A 19358-nucleotide genomic window follows, 5' to 3' on the forward strand; every position below is an offset into this window, starting at 1 on the left:
AAGGCGGTGATGTCGATTGCGACCGACATTAGATGATACTCGACCGATCTACTTGCAAATTAGAGAAATGATTGAAGATGAGATTATTGAAGGAAGACTACTCGAAGAAACACAAGCACCTTCTACGAACCAGCTCGTCGCTTTTTATAAAATCAACCCAGCCACGATTTTAAAAGGAATCAACCAGCTCGTAGATGCTGGAATTCTGTATAAGAAACGGGGAGTCGGGATGTTTGTTGCTTCAGGTTCCAAACAACAATTACTTGAGAAAAGAAAAGAACATTTCTTACGAGAATACGTTGAACCGATGCACAAAGAAGCAGAACGTCTAAGCATTTCTGAAGATGAATTGCACTCATTGATATTCAAAAGAGGAGGACATCCAAATGAAGATTAACTTTAATCAAGTCTCGTTTACACGTAAACAAAAAAACGATTCTGCATAATATTTCATTTCAACTTGAAGGTCCCAAAATCGTTGGGCTTCTAGGTCGGAATGGCGCTGGTAAAACAACCTTATTATCCATTCTCACTGCTTTTCAACAAGCTTCAAACGGGACAGTAACGCTTAATAACGAGACTACGTTTGAAAATGAACACGCAGTGGAGCAAATGATCTTCGTTCGTGACCATAACTTCGAATATGAAACGGAAAAAGTAGGCGATTATATTGAAACCTATGCGAAGTTCCGTCCTAATTTCGATCACGACTATGCATCAACTATTAAAACGGTTTCGGGTTTCTAAAGACTTAGAAGTGGCCAAATTATCCAAAGGAATGGCCTCTGCAATGCAAGTGGTCATCGGTTTAGCCAGTCGAGCTCCTGTGACCATTTTTGATGAAGCCTATTTAGGGATGGACGCTCCAGCAAGGGAGTTGTTCTACAAAGAAGTGCTAAACGACTTTATGGAACATCCTAGGCTGATCATTCTATCCACTCACCTTATTTCTGAAATGGAGACGTTATTTGAAGAAGTCATCATCATTAAAAACGGAAGACTTTTCACTCACGAAGATAAGGAAGCATTTCAACAGCGCGGATACCGCATTACCGGAGACGAACAAAGCGTAAATGAGTTCTCGAAAGACAAAACGATTGTCGCCACCCAACAGCTCGGACCGACGAAGTCCGTCATGATTTACGGTTCATTTACTGACGATGATCAGCGTCGCTTAGCTGAGCTGAATTTAGAACGCTCATTCGTTTCCCTTCAAGATCTTTTTATTCACTTAACGGAGGAGGAGAATGAAGATGACGAGTAAACAATCTCTCGCCATTCGTACTCAAACAAAAGAGTTCTCATCATGGTCATTATGGTATATTAGCATCTATTTACTCATCTATATTGGGATTAATGTCGTAACATACTTTACTCAAGGCGAAATTACGTGGACGTTTATTGAAGGGTCCTTTTCATCAACCACTGTATTCATGCTCATTGTCGGACTACTCTCAATGGGAGGCTTTTTGAACCACTACCTTTCCACAGGACTTACACGTCGGATTTACTTTCGAAGCGTACTCTTTTCAGGAATCCTCGTTACGGTCGTGATTGTGATCTTTACAATCTTACTCTCGTTCTTGATACACGGAGTGCTGTTAGCAACCGGATGGGATCAACTGTATTCAGATAGAATTATTGAAAATCAAAGCATGTTTCCTTCAATCGTAGAGTCTTTATCTTATTCGGCGAGTATCCTACTATTCTTCCTAATCGGATGGTCGATTAGCTTCGGATTTTACAAACATTGGGTTCAGGGTGCACTATATATCGCATTAGGTGTTGCAATCACTATGATTACGAGTCATCCGCTTTTCGAATCAATCTTACCGATTTACTTCACCCTCTTCTTTATTGGGTTTTACGTATTCCTACTCCATCGTGGTACGAGAACACTCGATGTAAGTCCGTAACGATTGAAACGCCGGGATTTTTTTGTCCCGGCGTTTTTTTCAATTAGTTAGCATCAAGTTGCAACACTGTATGAAGTAAGACTTCTACTCCATTGTGTAAATCATGATCATGGCTTAATTCATCTTCCCGGTGCTAACGCTTGAACGCTCGGAATGAAGATCATTCCCGTTTTCCCGAAATACGGCATGTATTTCGAATCATGTCCTGCCCCGCTATATAGTTTCATTCTCGTTAAACCGAGATTATCCGTCGATTTTTCAATCGCTCCCAACACATCTTCATCAAATAAAACGGCTGGACTCGCCCACAACTCATTGACTGTAACCGATGTTCCATCAAGCGCTGCTTGTTGTTTGAGAGCATGACGCATCTCATCAAGTGCAGTCATTCGCAACGTATCGTCTTCATGACGAACATCAAGTACCCACTCCACGTTGCCAGGTACGACATTCGCCACATTTGGGTGCACGTGTAGCTTCCCGACCGTCGTTTTTAAACCGCTATAAGAATTTGTTATTTCATACAATGTTGAGATCATACGCGCCGAACTCGCTAGGGCATCTTTTCGGTCTTCCATCGCAGTTGGTCCTGCGTGATTTTTTTTCACCGATGACGTTTACTTCTAACCAATCCATCCCTTGAATTCCACCAACAACACCAATATTTTTGCCGTTTCGTTCAAGCATTGGACCTTGTTCGATGTGTAATTCTAAGTAATATTCTGCTTCTTTTAGACGGTACTCTTCTTTCCCAACATAACCGATCTCTTGAAGAGCTTGCTCAAATGTTATGCCTTTTTCGTCTTGAATCTCATAAACAAATGACTTATTAAAATGCTCGGTAATAGCGCCACTCCCGAGCATCGGTTGCGGAAACCGTGCTCCTTCTTCATTTGTGAAATTTACAATTATGATTGGACGCTCTGTTTGAATGCGTTCGTCATTCAATGATTCAACGACTTCTAATCCAGCTAATACGCCAAGAACTCCATCAAATCGTCCCCCATATGGCTGTGTATCTAAATGTGAGCCGATCACAATCGGTTTTAAATGAGGGTTTTTCCCTTCTCTTCGACCGTACATATTCCCAAAGTCATCAACCGTAGTCGTTAACCCCGCTTGCTCAAACCACACCTTCAGTTGGTCACGAATTTCTTTGTCAGCCTGAGATAACGCTAAACGGTGCAACCCATTATTGTCAGTTCTCCCGACTTCTGAACTTCGTTTCACATAACGATTAAACCGTTCATGATTGATCTTTTTGCTTAGTTTGTTAGGCATCAGTCACCCCTCCTAAGCTTCTACAATGCAATGATTATGCCAATCGGGCCAAAATCACGCCGATGAAGGTCTTCCATACAAGATTCAGTCACAGATCCTACTTGCTACGCAATATTGGCACGATAATACCGATGACGAGAGTCGGAGCAACAGTTCCTTACTTCACCTATTTTTTACACGCAGCACGCAATTTGCTTAAACAACGAAGATAATTGAGTCAAATATGAATCAAATGCACATCTCCCAGAGGATATTGATTCATATTTGAATATAATAGCGTTTTATCTTTCATGATTGAATCAAATTGTACAAATAAACAAAGAATTCACCCTAAAAAAAGTCATATTCTAAATGTTTTCGTTGGCATCCTTCTTGCAATAACAGAATACAAACCAAATGATGCAGGAGGATTATTCATGACAAATCAATCAATCGAACGCGTGAATCAAGCCATTGAAGAGCTATGGGACGAGCAACTTTTGTTCCTAAAATCACTGACCTCTTTTAAAAGCACACTCGGAAACGAGGCACAAGTACAACACTTCATTCGTCATCAACTTGATGATATGAAACTTGAAACAAACGCCTTTGATCCTGATCCAGAACGCCTTCGCAAATACGAAAACTACGGTCCTCCAGAATGGGACTATACGAATCGTCCAGTCATTGTTGGAGAGTGGAAAAATGACGGCAAAAAAACAGGTAAGAGTTTAATCTTGCAAGGACACATTGATGTTGTTAGCGCTGAACCTGAGCATCTATGGACACACGCTCCTTACCAACCTGCCATTGTAGAAAATCGCCTCTATGGTCGTGGTGCTGTCGACATGAAAGGCGGCGTGTCCGCCATGGTTTACGCATTAAAAGCAATTCAAAAATCAGGAATTCAACTCGGTGCTGACGTTCAAATCCAAACGGTTATTGAAGAAGAATGTACTGGAAACGGTGCCCTTGCCTTGCTTGATGCAGGTTACGTTGCTGACGGTGCGTTGATTCCAGAACCTACAAACTTACAAGCCATGAAAACTCAACTCGGTGTTATGTGGGTCCGCGTGAATGTTCGTGGTCAAGGCGCTCACGTTGAACGGGCAGAACGTGCTCAAAACGCCATTAATAAAGCGAGCAAGCTCATCGCCGCACTTGATGATTATCGTGAGCACATTAATCAACGACCGAAACATAAACACTTTGAAAACCATGCACACCCTCTAAATGTGAACGTTGGCGTCATTCATGGCGGTGATTGGGCATCAAGCGTACCGACCGAATGTTATTTTGAAGCACGGATCGGATTTTACCCAGATCAAAAGCCTGAAGAAATTCAAGCTGAAGTAAAACAGTGGATTCTAGATGCTGCAGCAAAAGACGAATGGTTAAAAGAACAACCACCTACTGTTTCCTTCTTTGGATTTAGCGCACCAGGGCGTGAAGAAGAGGGCGATACCGAGCTATACGATGTTCTAGAAAAAGCACATATCGCAACGACTGGAACGGAGTTACAACGACTGGCGTTTACAGCAACGACAGATGTTCGTGCATTTGAGGAATTTGGAATTCCATCCACGTGCTACGGCCCAACGGGCGAAAACATGCATGGGGTTGATGAGTACATTGATTTGGATAGTCTAAAGACAGCTACGAAAACCATTGGCGCCTTTATCTTAGATTGGTGCCAAGAAAACTAAACGATAACGGGGAATTGGAATGTACATCACTGAGTCGACACAGCCAATCTTAATAGCACTATTAGTTGCTTACGTTTTAATTATTTTGTTGTACTCGTATTATTTCTATCGAAAAACGAATACGTACGAATCATACAACATGGGCGGAAGAGCGATGCCGTTAATCCCAATGATTTTAACGATCATCGGCGCTGCAGTTGGTGGCTCAACCGTGCTCGGATTTATGACAGATGCGTATCAATTCGGACTTGGTCAAGTATGGCTAGTCGTTTCTTTAGCGCTAGCACTATCAATTTTTACGCTCTTTTTTTGCAAAGCGCATTCGCATTCTAGGGGACAAGCATAAGCTCTTCTCAGTAGGTGATTATGCTGTACTACGTTACGGAAGTGCCGCGAGGTACCCCGCTTTCATCGGGAACATCGCCGCTCTTGGAGCTCTCACAGGTCTGCAGTTCGTCGCGCTTGCAACGGTACTGAATTTAATTTTCGGTCTTGATATGACCGTAGGGATTATCGTCTCTTGTATCATCATTACACTAAAAACCTACCTTGGTGGACTCACAGCTGTCATTTGGACAGACGCAATTCAAGGTACGATTCAAACACTCGGTATTTTGACGATGTTTTTGTTCGTCTACTATTACACAGGTGGTTGGGACAATGTTGTAAGCAATGTTGAAACTAGTCCAGTCATTGCAAATGATTACTTACAAATGTTCAACATGCCTCTCGCTGAGTTTCTGATGCCGTTTGCAACCATTGGTGCTGCAATGCTCGTAAGACAAGATACGTGGCAACGTGTCTGGGCTGCTCGGAATCTATCAACCACATTAAAAGCAAACTGGGTTGCTGTTATTCTCATGTTCGTCACCGGACTAATGATTATTATCATTGGGGTAATGGCTCGGGCAGGACTTGGCATTGAAACGGATCGACCTGATCTCATTTACTATGATGTCATTTTCGGAGCGTTACCGTTTTGGCTCTCAGCATTAATGTTCATCACACTCGTTGCCATCATTATGTCTTGTGCAGATTCCTTCTTTATTGCGGGCTCAACGATCATGGTAAGCGATATTATAAAACCGGTATTCAACATAACCGATGACAAAAAGTTACTGTCTGTTAGCCGTCTTATGGTCATTGCTATGACCATCTTCTCGCTTAGCCTTGCGTTATTAATCCCAAGGCTTGTAGAACTATGGATGACAGGGTCCGCTATTCTCGTTGCCGGACTGTTCGCTCCTATCTTGATCGGTCTGTTCTGGTCACGGCCAGATAAAGTTGCCGGTCTTGCCTCAATGTGGACAGGCCTCATTCTTGCTGTATCTTGGCAACTGCTCGGTCACCCATTCGGCATTCATCCAGTTTTTATTGGTTTGCCACTATCTTTACTCGTATTACTCGTGCTTAGTTTCCGAAAGAAAGCAGCATAACTTAACGCGCAGCGGATCGTTCCGCTGCGCGTTAGTTGTTATTTTTAATCGCATAAATGATCTGCTGTTCACCGAAACGTTCGATCGTCGTTTCTTTTTTCATTCCTACACTTTCTAGCAAATGACAAGATCGAGTGTTTGCCGCTTGCGTTTCTGCAACGATCTTCATCAAGTGAAGGTTTTGAAATGCATACTTTATAACGGCGCTGACTACTTCTTTCCCATATCCCTTTCCCCACCATTCAGGAAGTAGTTGATATGAGACCTCATCATTGATTTGATCATGATGTAAAGCGATTGAAACCGTTCCAATAAAAGATCCCGTCCTCTTCTCAATGACAGCTGCAAAACGCCCCTCATCCGGCTCGTCTAAGCGTTTAATCAAACGTTTAATTAACGCTTCCTCCACCGGCCCACCTAAATACCTTCGAACTTGTTCATCTTGATATACTCTCAAAACACCTTGTCGATCGCACGCTTTTAAAGCACGAAGTTTACACCGATTCGTTTCAAGATTCATAGATATTCCCCCTATAAAGTTGATCTTCTTCAACCATACAGCGCATGGAACTATGCTACACTAAACGCTATACAAAAGACGAGGAGAGTAGTGAATGCAGTACAACCAGCTATTTCAAAATAAACGTTTACAAGCAGTTCTTGATCAACTTCCTATTTCTGTATTCGTTGCCGACCATGAAGGCTTTGTCGTTTGGAATAATCACATTAGCGCTGAAGGCATTGGCCTATCTCAAGCTGAAATGGCTGGCAAACATGTCAGTGATTTAGAAAAACAAGGCATCCTCAACCCTTCTGTTACACGTCTCGCACTCGAACAGAAAAAGCAAATTACTCGTGTACAAGTCATCAATGAACATCTGAAACAACTCATGGTTGCAAAACCAATTTACAACGAAACTGGACAGATCGAATTAATCATCTCCATTAGCCAACAATTCGAACATATCGGACAAGATGATGAAAGCATTGATGAAATCAACGACCTCATTCAAACGTATATTCTCGAATTGCACCGCTTTTATATGCAAGCGCCTTCAAGAGAATCTAATAAGCGCGCCGTTACGAAAAGCAAGGCGGCGAAATCTTTAGAACAGAAGGTAACGAGAATATCATCCTTGCCATCTACAGTTCTTTTGACAGGTGAAACAGGCGTCGGGAAAAACTATACTGCACGTACCATTCATGATTACAGCCAAAGACGCTCGAACTCTTTTTTTAACGCTGAATTGTAGTACCATCCCAGAATCATTACTCGAAAGTGAACTGTTCGGTTACGTAAAGGGAGCGTTTAGTGGTGCCAATTCTACCGGCAAGACAGGGCTCGTTCAAATGGCTGAAGGAGGCACATTATTTCTCGATGAAATCGCTGAACTTCCTTATGCCATGCAAGCCAAGCTGTTAGAACTCGTCCAAGACAAAACCTTTTTGCCAATCGGAAGCACCGAAAAACGGCGAGCAGACATCCGAATTATCGCAGCCACAAATCAAAACCTCGAAACGTTAGTACATCATAAGCAATTTCGATCTGATTTGTACTACCGATTAAACGTGTTCCAAATCGAAGTTCCTTCATTAAAAGAACGACTTGAAGACCTTCCACTGCTAGCCTATCAATTCGTTCAAAAATTTAATGAAGAATATCATCAACAGAAAAAAACTCTCGCGTGAAGCCATCGAAACATTGACACACTATTCTTGGCCAGGGAACATTCGCGAACTCCAACATGCCATTGAGCGCGTGTGTGTGTTTGCTGAGAACGACACGATTTCACCTGACGACTTTAAGAAAGAGCTTCAATTTACAGACCCTGAACAATCACTCGCTTTTGAAAAGCACGAAAGCGAAACACTCCGCCAATTTCTAGAACGCATCGAGAAAAACGTCATCTTGCAAGCCGCAGACGAACATAGAAACTCTAGAGAAGCCGCCAAAAGCCTTGGTATGTCACAACCTACCTTTTCTAGACGTGTAAGAAAATACGAAACGTGAGTCATGCTAACTGGCGCTCGATCTGTCTCATTCTATCCTAACTACACACCGTACACAGCTTCTTTTAACGTTGTGACTGCTTCTTCCATCTGTTCTTCACTTAGCCGCGCAAACCCGATGACGAGGCTCGGATGCGTTGATGTGTAGACTTGTTGATAAAAACGGCTTGTCCCGTAAACTTCTAAACCGAGCGCCTTCGCGCGCTCTAAAATCTCTCGTTCGCCTCGCTCTAATTTAACTGTTACAACAAAGTGCAACCCTGAATTAGCACCAGTAATTTCGATTGTGTGTTCGAACGCCCTCTCAAGTTCTTCAATTAAACGCTCTCGCCGCACTCGGTAAAGCTTTGTCATTTTTTTAATATGTTTCTGGTATTCCCCTGTCTCAATGAAGCGCTGCAATGTGAGTTGCGCGAGTGTACTACATGAGGACATAAGAAATGCCAGTTTGTCACGATACTTTTCAAGAAGAGGAACCGGCAACACCATGTAGCTAATTCGAAGACCGGGTAATAACGACTTTGAAAACGTACCGGTATAAATGACGCGATTGGAACCATCTAGGCTTTGTAGTGACGGTACGGCATCGGCGTCATAAATAAATTCGCTATCGTAATCATCTTCAATAATGTACCGATTCTCGTTCGTTACCGCCCAGTTCAAAAGCTCGATTCTTCTTGAGATCGGCATAATGATTCCAGTTGGAAATTGATGAGATGGTGTCGTAATCACCGTCGAAACGCGACTCTTTTCTAAATATGACACAGAGACACCTTGGTCATCGAGTGGGACGTATGCCACTGAACGACCCTCACTTTCTAGCAGATGGCGCAATCGTTGATACCCAGGTTCTTCAATGCCATACGTTGTATCTGGATTCATAATAGAAGAAAGCTGCCGCAACAATTGCTGAGTTCCTGATCCGAGTACGATTTGTTCAGGACGGCATTTCACACCTCTCGTTAAACGTAAAAACCGAGCTAGCGTTTGCCTGACGGTATACAACCCTTGTGGATGCACGTAGTTCTCTAGTTGTTTTCGTTGCGCCTTTAGTGCCTGTTGCTCACACTTCAACCAACTATCTAACGGAAACGAAGCATGATCAGCACTCATATGCGAAAACGAAGCAATGTGCTCACTGACCTTCTCACTTTCACGTAAATGCTCTGGAACTTCTTGCAACGCTTCATTTGGTTCGACTTCAAACATCGTGATTTCTTCAACAAAGTAACCCATACGTTCCTTTGCGTACACGTAACCTTCAGCGACCAACTGTTGATACGCCGCATTCACTGAATTAAAGCTCACACTTACATTCGCAGCAAGCTCTCGCTTTGACGGTAACTTATCGTGTGCTTTTAGATTTTTTTTGCAATATCGCTTGCTTTAGTTGCTCGTATAGTTGTTGATACAAATACGTTTTACTTCTCGTCCGATCGATTTGAAAGGTAATCATCGTATCCCCTCATCTGGTACCATCAAATTTTTATTTTTGGTGCTTTTTATTTTACAGATATACAGTCAAAATAAAAAGAAAATACTACTTATGGGAGGCATTTATCATGACAGTTCAAACAAACGTAAGCACGGCTGAATGGCAAGAAAAACGAGATCGTTACGTTGCACGAGGTGTTGGAAACGGTAACCGAAACATCGCCGCAAAAGGTGAAGGTGCAATTGTTTACGACCAAGATGACAACCGGTACATTGATTTCGCAGGGGCAATCGGTACGATTAACGTCGGTCACAATCATCCGAAAGTCAACGAAGCAATCAAAGCGCAAATTGATCAATTCATTCACCCTGGGTTTAACGTCATGATGTACGCACCGTATATTGAACTGGCAGAAAAACTCTCTCACCTCACACCAGGAGATCACGAGAAAAAAGCCTTGTTCCTAAACTCTGGTGCTGAAGCCGTAGAAAATGCGGTTAAAATGGCTCGTAAATACACTGGTCGTCAAGCGATCGTTACGTTTAACCGAGCCTTTCACGGACGTACGAACATGACGATGAGCATGACGAGTAAAGTAAAGCCTTACAAGTTCGGGTTCGGTCCCTTTGCTCCTGAAGTGTATCAAGCGCCTTACCCGTATCTGTACAAGCGCCCTGAGGAAATGAGTGAAGAGCGTTACACAGACTTCATCATTGAAGAATTTAACAACTTTTTCGTATCACAAGTTGCTCCTGAAACGGTTGCTTGTGTTGTCATGGAGCCAGTACAAGGTGAAGGCGGGTTTATCGTTCCTCCGAAACGCTTCGTACAACACGTCGCTCAATTCTGTAAAGACAATGGCATCGTTTTTGTTGCTGATGAAATCCAAACAGGATTTTCAAGAACGGGTAAATTGTTCGCATCTGAACACTTCGATATTGTTCCAGACCTAATGACTGTCTCGAAATCAATGGGAGCAGGCGTTCCAATCAGTGGCGTAGTCGGTCGTTCTGAAATCGTTGATGCAGCAGATCCTGGAGAGCTTGGCGGTACGTATGCAGGAAGCCCACTCGGATGTGTCGCAGCACTTGCTGTTCTTGACATTATTGAAGAAGAAAAATTAAATGATCGCGCCGAGCACATCGGTCAAACGATTGAAGATCGTGCGAACGAATGGATGAAAACAGATAACGGAATCGGAGAAATCCGCCGTCTAGGAGCGATGGTGGCCATTGAGCTCGTCACAGATCGCGAGACGAAGACACCTGATAAAGCGCGTACAGCAGCGATTGCAAAGTATGCAAATGAAAATGGATTGCTTCTTCTTACTGCAGGTGTGAATGGAAACGTCGTACGCTTCCTGTCTCCACTCGTCATCACAGATGAGCAACTTGCAGAAGGTCTTGATATCGTTCAAGCTGCATTTCAAAACGCGTAAGGAGTGTCATACATGACAGTTACAACAGAGACGATTGAAATCAAAAACCCAGCGACAGGTGAGATTGTAGATACAATCTCTCTGCAGTCTGAACAAGACGTTAAAGCAGCGATTGAACGTTCTGAAGCAGGCTACCGCACTTGGTCAAAAACGACCGCTGAAGATCGTAGCAAACGACTTCGTACTTGGTATAACTTAATTCTTGAGCACAAAGCAGAACTCGCAGCGCTCATTACAGCTGAAAACGGTAAGCCTTTAAAAGAAGCTGAAGGCGAAGTCGTCTACGGAGCTGGCTATATTGAGTGGTACGCTGAAGAAGCAAAGCGTGTGTACGGTCGAACGGTTCCGGCTTCTTCAACGGAAAAGCGAATTGTCGTCACTCGCCAAGCCGTTGGTCCTGTCGCTGCCATTACACCGTGGAACTTCCCTGCTGCGATGATTACACGTAAAGCAGCACCTGCACTAGCAGCAGGCTGTAGTTTCATTATTAAACCGGCCCCAGACACACCACTTACTGCCATTCGACTCGTTGAATTAGGCCACGAAGCAGGCATTCCTGAAGACGTTTTGCAAGTGGTGAACGGCGATAGCGTCATGATTGGGAAGCAGTTTACGGAAAGCACAATCATTCAGAAAGTAACGTTCACAGGCTCAACAAACGTCGGTAAGCTTCTCATGAAACAGAGCGCAAGCACCGTGAAACAAGTATCCATGGAACTTGGTGGTCATGCGCCATTAATTATTGATGAAGATGCAAACCTTGATCTTGCAGTTAAGCAAACTGTTGCATCGAAGTATCGCAATGCGGGGCAAACGTGCATTTGCGCAAATCGCCTTATCGTTCACGAAGCGATTAAAGACGAGTTTGCGTCCAAATTAGCTGCAGAAGTAAAATCACTAGAAGTCGGCATCGGTACAGATCCCACAACAGACATCGGCCCGATCATTAACAAAAACGGATTCGATAAAATCGTTAGCCAAATTAACGACGCGAAAGAAAAAGGTGCAAGCGTACTCGTAGGTGGTTCTTTTGTTCAAGACGAGGAAAAAGGAACCTACTTCGTGCACCCAACCGTGCTTGACGGTGTAACGGATGAGATGGTGATCATGCATGAAGAAACCTTCGGTCCCGTTGCACCGATTACGACCTTTACGTCAATTGACGATGCAATCGCGATTGCCAACGACACGCCATTCGGCTTAGCTGCTTACTACTTTACAGAGAATTACCGTCGTGGACTCTACATTGCCGAAAACTTAGATTACGGGATTATCGGCTGGAATGACGGTGGTCCGTCTGCTGTACAAGCTCCGTTTGGAGGAATGAAAGAAAGTGGAATCGGTCGCGAAGGTGGCCCTGAAGGAATCGAAGGATACCTCGAGACGAAGTATCTATCGATTGGACTCTAATAGAGTGTGTACGAAAGCCCAGATCATATGATCTGGGCTTCTTCTTAATTGGATCCACGTTTCTTCGCAATCATACCTCTCCCTAGCTTCACCTATTGCGAAACGCTTGTCTTCGTCAAACGAACGACTAGAAAATAAAGCCTGCACCTAGGAATAACAATGTCGCGATGATGACCCCTAATACTACGTAAGGCATAATCGTTCGTACTTGCAATACTGGGGATACACCTGTCCCGGCAGAGGTCATAAAAATGGCATCTGAATAAAAACACGCCTGACTCCCGAGAGCAACCCCTGACATAATCGCTGCAATCATTAAGGACGGATTCACACCCATCTCAAACGACAAAGGCATAAAGATTGGAGCAACAAGTACGATTAACGCCCAGAAATTCCCTGTAATAAACGCAATGAACCCACACGCCAAAAAGGCGATTAAAGGTAGTAATTGAGGCGATATGAAAACCGTGAACACTTCAATCATATATTCAGATAAACCGAGCTCTCGATTTCCTTCACCGAGTGCTAATGCGAGAAGAATAATAAACGCAAGCGTCGTCATCGTTGTCAGACCTTCTCCAAAGTTGGTCATAAACTGAGTCGGTGTCATGATTTTTTGCGATATGTACATGATTGCTTGAACGACGAGCGCAGCAATAATTCCGTGTATGAGATCATTATCAAAGTACATCATAACAACCACTAGAACGATAATTGGAATAATGAAATTTAACGGGCTTGATTTCTTTACATCCGTATTGATCGTAGCTTTAACAATTGCCGAACCTTTTTCCTCAGGCATCGTCGGACCACCTTGTTCCACACGTTCATAAGCTTTTTTCATTAGCCCTACTTTCGGTAAGAGTCCTACAGCTAGAAGCAATGCAATAATGACTGCAGCAAGCGGATAGAACATGAACGGAATCGCTGCAACATAATCTGAAAATCCGAGATTATAATCATTCACAACACCAACTGCAAAAGCTGACCAGCTCGTAAATGGTACTAGCACACAAATACATGCACCAGTGGCATTGACGGTATATGCTAAATGTTCACGGGGCACTAGCTTCTTGTCAGTAATGCTTCTCATGGATGACGACACAGCTAATGCATTCAGATAATCATCAATAAATATAATTAAACCGAGAAACCACGTCGTTAATAGACTCTTCTTAGGAGTTGTCGCGAATCTCGCTAACGTACTCCCGAACCCAAGCAACGACCCTGACTTCTCAAAAATAGCAATCATCGCACCAAATCCAAAAATAATCAACACAAGAAATTGAAACGTATCACTTGCCATCGCCATATACAGGAGTTCAATGAACCCAGTAAAAAAAACCTGTCCCATAGAGTAGTAACGCTGATACAAATACCGATAATATGAGCATTTCCTGTAATCGCTTCGTAACGATAATGCCCACAATTAAAATGAGAATGGGTATAACTGACATGATTCCATACTCCAAAATGTTTCCCCCTTATACCTTTTCCTAAGTAAACTGCAAATTATATGCCAAACAAAACTTGATTCAGCAAGGGAATACTCTCATTTAGTATGTATATATGCATAATGCATGTGTTATCGAATAGCTAAGGCAACGTGTCTTCTGATCGCTTCATTTTTCCTCAAATTTACATCCATACAAGTAAAAAGCTTATGCTTTTATGTTTATATTCGATCTAAAGAACCGCTATAAAGCAAGGGGGAAACGAGTTTAGTAAAAAAAATTCACTAAAATTGCAATAATTTTGGTTTCAATTATGCTATTTAACGGGTAATATGTACGTAATAGTACTCGTACTTATCTTAATTTCTCTGCTAGTGATTTTTTCTTTAAGGGGGGAACCGGATGCAACCACTCGTACAAGTAACGAACAACATCGACCTACTCCGTAATGAAATGAACACACTTGCCCAAGAGAAGGGCCTGAATAACCCCGACGTACTAGAGAAATCCAGAGAATTAGATCAATTAATTTATGAATTCCTGATCGTGAAGAAGAATTAGGAATTTTTTAAGGGAAGCCGATGGCTTCCCTTTTTTTACGCGCCTGTATTCTTCCATTCCATTAACGTTGCGTATTCTAAAGACTCATGGTCCTTTGGCAAATATCCTTCAAGCACTCTTTGAAATTGAAAGCCTTGCCCTAGTTGAAAGCTCATCACCGGGTCTTGTAAGTCTCCATTAATGACTCGCTGACAGTATTCCTCCGCAGACAACTCTTGAGCATAGCGATGATAGTGAGGGATTCGTCCACCGAACATAATCCCTTTTAGCTCTAACTCTCTACATAGCTGTCTCCGTTGTTCATAAAGACGATGTCCAATTTTACGTCCACGATACGACGGATGAACCACTACATCTGCACCGTAAAGATGGGTTCCATCACCGTTATGATTGTGGAAATAGCCATTACCCGTAATCTCTGATATTGTATGCTGTTTCGCATAATCACTCATATCCACGATGAGACTCGAACAAGAACCGACAATCTTCCCTTCTAATTCCGCAACAAACTGACCGTTTGGAAAATGCTCAAGGTGCTTTTCATAATGCTTTTCTTTGAATACAATCTGTTCGTTCCCGAATCCCTTTGCAGCTAATGCTGCGACATCTATAATATCATTCGGTTTCATTGCTCGTATTAACGGTTCATCCAACGATTCTGTTTTAAGCATGATTATCCTTCCTCTTTTCAGATTTAGCGACGATCTTGATGCTTATAATAAAACTTCATCAATGAAATCCCTTTTTGATAGTGTTGATGGAATGGAATCGTCTGCAATTGGCGTTTCGCTAGCGGAATGGACACGGGCGTATGAGAATAAATGGCTTCAGCTAGTTGTTTACCGAGCATCGAAGACATTGCAGCACCATGTCCTGCATAACCAAACGCATAATATGTTCCATCGTCTAATTGACCGATATAAGGCAACTTTTCAGTCGTAAATGCAACTTTTCCGCCCCATTCGAATGCAATCTTGCGATCATACAATTGTGGGAAAACCGTCAACATCCCTTTGTGTAAATTTTCGAACAATCGCTTTTGATCTCGTTTTGATGAGCTTCTTCCTGACCCTCCAAAAGCAAGCCGATTGTCTGCCGTACGCCTGAAATAATATAAGAGGTTCTTAGAATCAGCAACGGCACGATCATGTACAATTAGCGTTTCTACAAGCTTTTCTGGCAGTGATTCTGTAGCAATCATAATGCTTTCAACCGGGACGACCGATCTTTGAATCGTTTTATGCAAGGGTCCAGCATAGCCATTCGTGGCAATGACAAGTTCCTTTGCCGTCACCGTGCCCTTCTCAGTTTCAATGATGACTTGTTGTTTCGAACGCTTGATGGCTAAAGCTTCCGTACGTTCAAAAATCGTTCCTCCGTGACCTTCGACTGCTTTTGCAAGACCGACCGCATAGTTAAACGGATGAAAGTGAGCGCTTTTTGGATCTACCCTTCCTCCGACGTAAAACGATGTCGCAAGTTCGTTTCGAAGTTCGTTTCGTTCAACGATCTCTACCGTATGATCAAAGTGCTTGTGTAGCACTTCTTGTTCGGCTTTCATCGCATCTAAATCTGCTTCTTTATAAGCCGCATAGAAATCACCATTACGCTTGAAGTCACATTGGATGTTTTGTTCGCGAATGATTTGTTCCACGAGGTCAATCGCATCTAATGAGAGTTGGAACATTTCCTTTGCCGCCTGTTCTCCCTTTTTCTCCATCCAATGCTTCATTGAACCGTGATAACCCGTTAACACTTCACCCCCATTTCGACCACTCGCTCCAGAGCCGACATAACTCTGCTCGAGAACAACCGTCTGAATGCCTTGTTTTTGCAAATGGTAGGCGGTCGATAACCCTGTATAACCTGCACCAATTATGACAACATCTGTCGATACATCTTGATCTAACGATGTGCGATGTAGGCGCTGTGTTGATGTTGCTTCCCACATTGATAAAGTTTCCATATTTCCATCTCCTAGATTAAACGATGTGTTAACGTGTCGCTTTCTTTGACCGACTAGACGTAAAGCGTGTGAAAATTAATACAGACAATAATACGAGTGCCATGAGTAAGATGGATAGCGCAGAACCTAACTGCCAATTCATTTCAACGACGAAAGCGTCACGAATCACATTTCCGATCATGACTAAGCGGTTTCCTGTGAGTAAGTCCGTAATTACAAAGACACTAACTGCCGGAATAAATGTCATAAACACACCTGCAATCACCCCAGGCATCGTAATCGGCAATGTTACACGCAAAAACGTCGAAACAGGACCTGCTCCCAAATCTTCTGCAGCTTCTAGATACCTTCGATCTAACTGCTCAATTGACGCATAGATTGGCAAGATCATAAACGGCAAAAACCCATAAACCATCCCAACGACAATTGAAAATGGAGTATATAACATTGTGATTGGCTCTGAGATCAAGCCAATCGATAGCAAGAACTGATTAATCACCCCTTCATTATTTAATAAAATGACCCACGCATATAAACGAATTAACAAGTTACTCCAAAAAGGAATCATAACGAGAATTAACAAGATATTCTTCCATTTACCTGAGTGAGCAATAAAGTAAGCAAACGGATACCTACGACTAAACAAATGACGGTGGAGACAAACGCCCACACGACCGATTGCCAAATAATCTGTAAATAAAATGGATCAAAAGCTTGAATGTAAGCATCTAAGCTAAACTCATAAATAATGAGACCGTATCCACCGTCTGTTGAGAAACTGATCACTGTGATCAGCGCCACCGGAACGACTAAAAAGAGTGTTAACCAGACAATCGCTGGAGAAAGGAGAGCGTAAGCATTCCGAATCGGTTTCATGAACGATCTCCCCCTCTTGATTGAATTTGAATGAGTACTCGTCCAACAATGAGGACGACAATGACGATAAAGATGAGCATAATCGTCGATAAGGCGTTAATTTCAGGAGAGACGCCACGTCGAACCATTGAGTAAATAAGAACAGGTAATGTATTAGAACCAGGACCTGTTGTGAAAAACGCAACAACAAATTCATCAAGAGAAATCGTAAACGCGAGCAATGACGCTGCCAGCACTCCAGGAAAAATCAGCGGAAATGTAACACGCCAAAATGTTTGCCATTTGTTTGCGCCCAAGTCTTTCGCAGCCTCTTCCATCGCAGGGTCAAATCCATGTAACCGTGCCATAACAACGAGCATAACAAAGGAAGTCGCCATAACAACGTGACCCGGAAAGACCGTATTTAAGCCGAGAGTCATCCCGACCATCGCATAAAGCGCGAGCAATGATATGCCGACAACAATTTCAGGCATCGCAACTGGAATGTAGAAGATTACATTCAAAAATCGCTTGCCCGGGAAGTTATAGCGATACAGAGCAATCGCTGCTAACGTACCGAGGATCGTCGAGATAATGGTCGTAACAACAGCAATATAAAGACTATTTTGCACGGCACTTAGAATTTGTCGATTAGAAAAGAGTGATTCATACCACTGCGTTGTAAATCCCGTCCATACCGTACCTACACTCGAATCGTTAAATGAGAATGCCATCACTACAAACAAAGGTATGTAAAAAAACAAAAACACCATAACTGAGAAAATACCGAGTATAATTATCGTCTTTTTTCTCATTGTCCACACCTGCTATTCTTACGCCGACAATACGATCGCATGCTTCGCATCCCAACCAATAATCATCTCATCTCCCTCTTTTACTGTACGCAACCGATCGCCACTAGCTTGAACGATTAATCGTTGCCCACTCGTTGTTTCGCATATGAATTTAATAATCGCACCGGCGTAGATGATTTCTTGTAACGTTGCTGATACAGTAAACGGTGTCGCATTGGACTCATAGAATTGAACGTTCTCAGGACGAATTGAAAAAAAGAATCTCATCTCCCTTTTTCACGTCTGGATTATGATTAGCGATCACAAACATGTCTCCGATTGCAACAACAACGTGGTCAGCTTGCACTTCTTGCACCTCACCCGATAATACATTGGCTTCACCAATGAAGCTTGCGACAAATGGTGTTCGTGGATGTTCGTAGATTTCTTGAGGCGTCCCTAGCTGCTCAATTTCACCTTTATTCATAACAACGATTCGATCTGACATCGTTAACGCTTCTTCTTGATCATGCGTGACATAAACAAACGTAATCCCTAAGCGTTGTTGCAATTGTTTTAATTCCAACTGCATTTGTTTGCGTAATTTCAAATCAAGCGCACCGAGTGGCTCATCAAGCAATAATACTTTCGGATCATTAACGATCGCTCTTGCGATGGCGACCCGTTGCTGTTGACCACCACTAAGTTGCTTTGGGCTTCGATCAGCAAACGATTCGAGCTGGACGAGCGCCAGCGCTTCTTTCACTTTTGTTGCGATTTGATCCTTTTTCATCTTCTTCATCTTGAGACCAAAAGCGACGTTTTGAAAAACAGTCATGTGAGGGAATAGCGAGTAGCTTTGAAAGACGGTATTCACGTCGCGTTGATACGGTTCTAATCGCCCCACTTCTTTGTCTGAAAGCCAAATCTCACCTGAGGTAGGTGTTTCAAAGCCTGCAATCATCCGTAACGTCGTCGTCTTCCCACACCCAGACGGTCCAAGAATTGTAATAAATTCCTTTGCACGAATGGTTAAATTGAGATTATTGACTGCAATGCCTTCATCAAATGCTTTTGTTACTTGTTTAATTTCTACCATCGTCTCATTCAACCTGAA

Annotated in this window: 25 protein-coding genes and 1 pseudogene; 13 read left to right on the forward strand and 13 right to left on the reverse strand. The window is 42.8% G+C overall.

All coding sequences use genetic code 11. From position 1 onward, the window contains the following. Positions 1-16: 16 nt before the first annotated feature. The 4 genes from JCM19055_RS04930 to JCM19055_RS04940 all read left to right on the forward strand — a co-directional run bounded on the left by JCM19055_RS04930 (position 17) and on the right by JCM19055_RS04940 (position 1916). A complete protein-coding gene (locus JCM19055_RS04930) occupies positions 17-397 on the forward strand; it encodes a GntR family transcriptional regulator (protein WP_081831660.1) in 381 nt (126 codons plus the stop codon). Positions 398-474: 77 nt separating this feature from the next. Then, complete coding sequence (locus JCM19055_RS31300; protein ID WP_370543010.1) at positions 475-747, forward strand: ATP-binding cassette domain-containing protein; 273 nt, start codon at positions 475-477, stop codon at positions 745-747. Further along, on the forward strand, positions 713-1264 hold the full coding sequence (locus tag JCM19055_RS31305) for a hypothetical protein (protein ID WP_370543005.1): 552 nt from the start codon (positions 713-715) through the stop codon (positions 1262-1264). Before JCM19055_RS31300 ends, JCM19055_RS31305 begins: the two co-directional genes overlap by 35 nt. Next, positions 1254-1916, forward strand: coding sequence for a hypothetical protein (locus JCM19055_RS04940; protein WP_042358817.1), 663 nt, complete (start codon positions 1254-1256; stop codon positions 1914-1916). Before JCM19055_RS31305 ends, JCM19055_RS04940 begins: the two co-directional genes overlap by 11 nt. Before the next feature lie 119 nt (positions 1917-2035). On the opposite strand, the gene JCM19055_RS28560 is transcribed toward JCM19055_RS04940, so the two are convergent. Next, the gene (locus JCM19055_RS28560; RefSeq protein WP_265181820.1) at positions 2036-2443 is read right to left on the reverse strand and encodes a hypothetical protein; all 408 of its coding nucleotides are present in this window, start codon (positions 2441-2443) and stop codon (positions 2036-2038) included. After that, on the reverse strand, positions 2436-3197 hold the full coding sequence (locus JCM19055_RS28565; protein WP_265181821.1) for a hydantoinase/carbamoylase family amidase: 762 nt from the start codon (positions 3195-3197) through the stop codon (positions 2436-2438). Before JCM19055_RS28565 ends, JCM19055_RS28560 begins: the two co-directional genes overlap by 8 nt. A gap of 416 nt (positions 3198-3613) precedes the next feature. Here JCM19055_RS28565 and JCM19055_RS04950 point away from each other — a divergent pair, with 416 nt between their 5' ends. From JCM19055_RS04950 to JCM19055_RS04955, 3 genes are read left to right on the forward strand one after another with little or no spacing between them, the layout of a single operon-like run. Continuing rightward, complete coding sequence (locus tag JCM19055_RS04950) at positions 3614-4882, forward strand: ArgE/DapE family deacylase (RefSeq protein ID WP_042358893.1); 1269 nt, start codon at positions 3614-3616, stop codon at positions 4880-4882. A gap of 19 nt (positions 4883-4901) precedes the next feature. Next, positions 4902-5228, forward strand: coding sequence for a hypothetical protein (locus tag JCM19055_RS25190; RefSeq protein WP_081833448.1), 327 nt, complete (start codon positions 4902-4904; stop codon positions 5226-5228). Further along, on the forward strand, positions 5209-6318 hold the full coding sequence (locus JCM19055_RS04955; RefSeq protein ID WP_265181851.1) for a sodium:solute symporter: 1110 nt from the start codon (positions 5209-5211) through the stop codon (positions 6316-6318). The genes JCM19055_RS25190 and JCM19055_RS04955 overlap by 20 nt, the downstream gene beginning before the upstream one ends. 31 nt (positions 6319-6349) lie before the next feature. On the opposite strand, the gene JCM19055_RS04960 is transcribed toward JCM19055_RS04955, so the two are convergent. Continuing rightward, entirely contained in the window at positions 6350-6838 is a 489-nt protein-coding gene (locus JCM19055_RS04960) for a GNAT family N-acetyltransferase (protein ID WP_042358818.1), read from the reverse strand. Positions 6839-6932: 94 nt separating this feature from the next. On the opposite strand from JCM19055_RS04960, the gene JCM19055_RS22805 reads away from it, so the two are divergent. From JCM19055_RS22805 to JCM19055_RS22815, 3 genes are read left to right on the forward strand one after another with little or no spacing between them, the layout of a single operon-like run. Then, entirely contained in the window at positions 6933-7571 is a 639-nt protein-coding gene (locus JCM19055_RS22805; RefSeq protein WP_052365942.1) for a sigma 54-interacting transcriptional regulator, read from the forward strand. Then, positions 7522-8007: a sigma 54-interacting transcriptional regulator gene (locus JCM19055_RS22810; protein WP_052365943.1), complete on the forward strand. Its 486-nt coding sequence runs from the start codon at positions 7522-7524 to the stop codon at positions 8005-8007. The genes JCM19055_RS22805 and JCM19055_RS22810 overlap by 50 nt, the downstream gene beginning before the upstream one ends. A gap of 13 nt (positions 8008-8020) precedes the next feature. After that, entirely contained in the window at positions 8021-8329 is a 309-nt protein-coding gene (locus JCM19055_RS22815; RefSeq protein ID WP_052365944.1) for a helix-turn-helix domain-containing protein, read from the forward strand. 41 nt (positions 8330-8370) lie between these two features. On the opposite strand, the pseudogene JCM19055_RS04970 reads toward JCM19055_RS22815, so the two are convergent. Then, a pseudogene (locus JCM19055_RS04970) lies at positions 8371-9784 on the reverse strand (PLP-dependent aminotransferase family protein). A 106-nt stretch (positions 9785-9890) separates the two neighbouring features. Here JCM19055_RS04970 and gabT point away from each other — a divergent pair. Then, positions 9891-11201 (forward strand): 4-aminobutyrate--2-oxoglutarate transaminase, encoded by a 1311-nt coding sequence (gene gabT / locus JCM19055_RS04975; protein WP_042358820.1) that lies wholly within the window; start codon positions 9891-9893, stop codon positions 11199-11201. Positions 11202-11213: 12 nt separating this feature from the next. After that, positions 11214-12611: an NAD-dependent succinate-semialdehyde dehydrogenase gene (locus JCM19055_RS04980; RefSeq protein ID WP_042358821.1), complete on the forward strand. Its 1398-nt coding sequence runs from the start codon at positions 11214-11216 to the stop codon at positions 12609-12611. Between the two features lie 127 nt (positions 12612-12738). On the opposite strand, the gene JCM19055_RS04985 is transcribed toward JCM19055_RS04980, so the two are convergent. Both JCM19055_RS04985 and JCM19055_RS27090 read right to left on the reverse strand, forming a co-directional pair. Next, positions 12739-13923 carry a Na+/H+ antiporter NhaC family protein gene (locus JCM19055_RS04985; protein WP_265181822.1) on the reverse strand — a complete coding sequence of 395 codons (1185 nt, stop codon included), beginning with the start codon at positions 13921-13923 and terminating at the stop codon, positions 12739-12741. 10 nt (positions 13924-13933) lie between these two features. Beyond that, the gene (locus JCM19055_RS27090) at positions 13934-14083 is read right to left on the reverse strand and encodes a hypothetical protein (protein ID WP_193745315.1); all 150 of its coding nucleotides are present in this window, start codon (positions 14081-14083) and stop codon (positions 13934-13936) included. Between the two features lie 384 nt (positions 14084-14467). On the opposite strand from JCM19055_RS27090, the gene JCM19055_RS25195 reads away from it, so the two are divergent. After that, on the forward strand, positions 14468-14626 hold the full coding sequence (locus tag JCM19055_RS25195; RefSeq protein WP_081831659.1) for an aspartyl-phosphate phosphatase Spo0E family protein: 159 nt from the start codon (positions 14468-14470) through the stop codon (positions 14624-14626). 35 nt (positions 14627-14661) lie between these two features. Here the strand turns inward: JCM19055_RS25195 and JCM19055_RS04990 are convergent, their stop codons facing one another. Genes JCM19055_RS04990 through JCM19055_RS05010 form a run of 7 tightly spaced genes read right to left on the reverse strand, consistent with a single transcriptional unit; the run spans position 14662 to position 19352 of the window. Beyond that, on the reverse strand, positions 14662-15297 hold the full coding sequence (locus tag JCM19055_RS04990; protein WP_052365945.1) for a GNAT family N-acetyltransferase: 636 nt from the start codon (positions 15295-15297) through the stop codon (positions 14662-14664). A 23-nt stretch (positions 15298-15320) separates the two neighbouring features. Then, positions 15321-16592, reverse strand: coding sequence for an FAD-binding oxidoreductase (locus JCM19055_RS04995; RefSeq protein ID WP_052365946.1), 1272 nt, complete (start codon positions 16590-16592; stop codon positions 15321-15323). A gap of 28 nt (positions 16593-16620) precedes the next feature. Beyond that, a complete protein-coding gene (locus tag JCM19055_RS05000; RefSeq protein ID WP_265181823.1) occupies positions 16621-17175 on the reverse strand; it encodes an ABC transporter permease in 555 nt (184 codons plus the stop codon). Then, positions 17169-17468, reverse strand: coding sequence for a hypothetical protein (locus JCM19055_RS28570; RefSeq protein ID WP_265181824.1), 300 nt, complete (start codon positions 17466-17468; stop codon positions 17169-17171). Before JCM19055_RS28570 ends, JCM19055_RS05000 begins: the two co-directional genes overlap by 7 nt. Next, positions 17465-18262 (reverse strand): ABC transporter permease, encoded by a 798-nt coding sequence (locus tag JCM19055_RS05005; RefSeq protein WP_042358823.1) that lies wholly within the window; start codon positions 18260-18262, stop codon positions 17465-17467. Before JCM19055_RS05005 ends, JCM19055_RS28570 begins: the two co-directional genes overlap by 4 nt. Positions 18263-18280: 18 nt before the next feature. Then, on the reverse strand, positions 18281-18529 hold the full coding sequence (locus JCM19055_RS26225; protein ID WP_152549761.1) for a TOBE domain-containing protein: 249 nt from the start codon (positions 18527-18529) through the stop codon (positions 18281-18283). Then, the gene (locus tag JCM19055_RS05010) at positions 18501-19352 is read right to left on the reverse strand and encodes an ABC transporter ATP-binding protein (RefSeq protein ID WP_305047332.1); all 852 of its coding nucleotides are present in this window, start codon (positions 19350-19352) and stop codon (positions 18501-18503) included. The genes JCM19055_RS26225 and JCM19055_RS05010 overlap by 29 nt, the downstream gene beginning before the upstream one ends. Between the last annotated feature and the right edge of the window lie 6 nt (positions 19353-19358).

This window comes from Geomicrobium sp. JCM 19055, assembly GCF_000698185.1.
GTDB lineage: Bacteria > Bacillota > Bacilli > Bacillales > Marinococcaceae > Geomicrobium_A > Geomicrobium_A sediminis.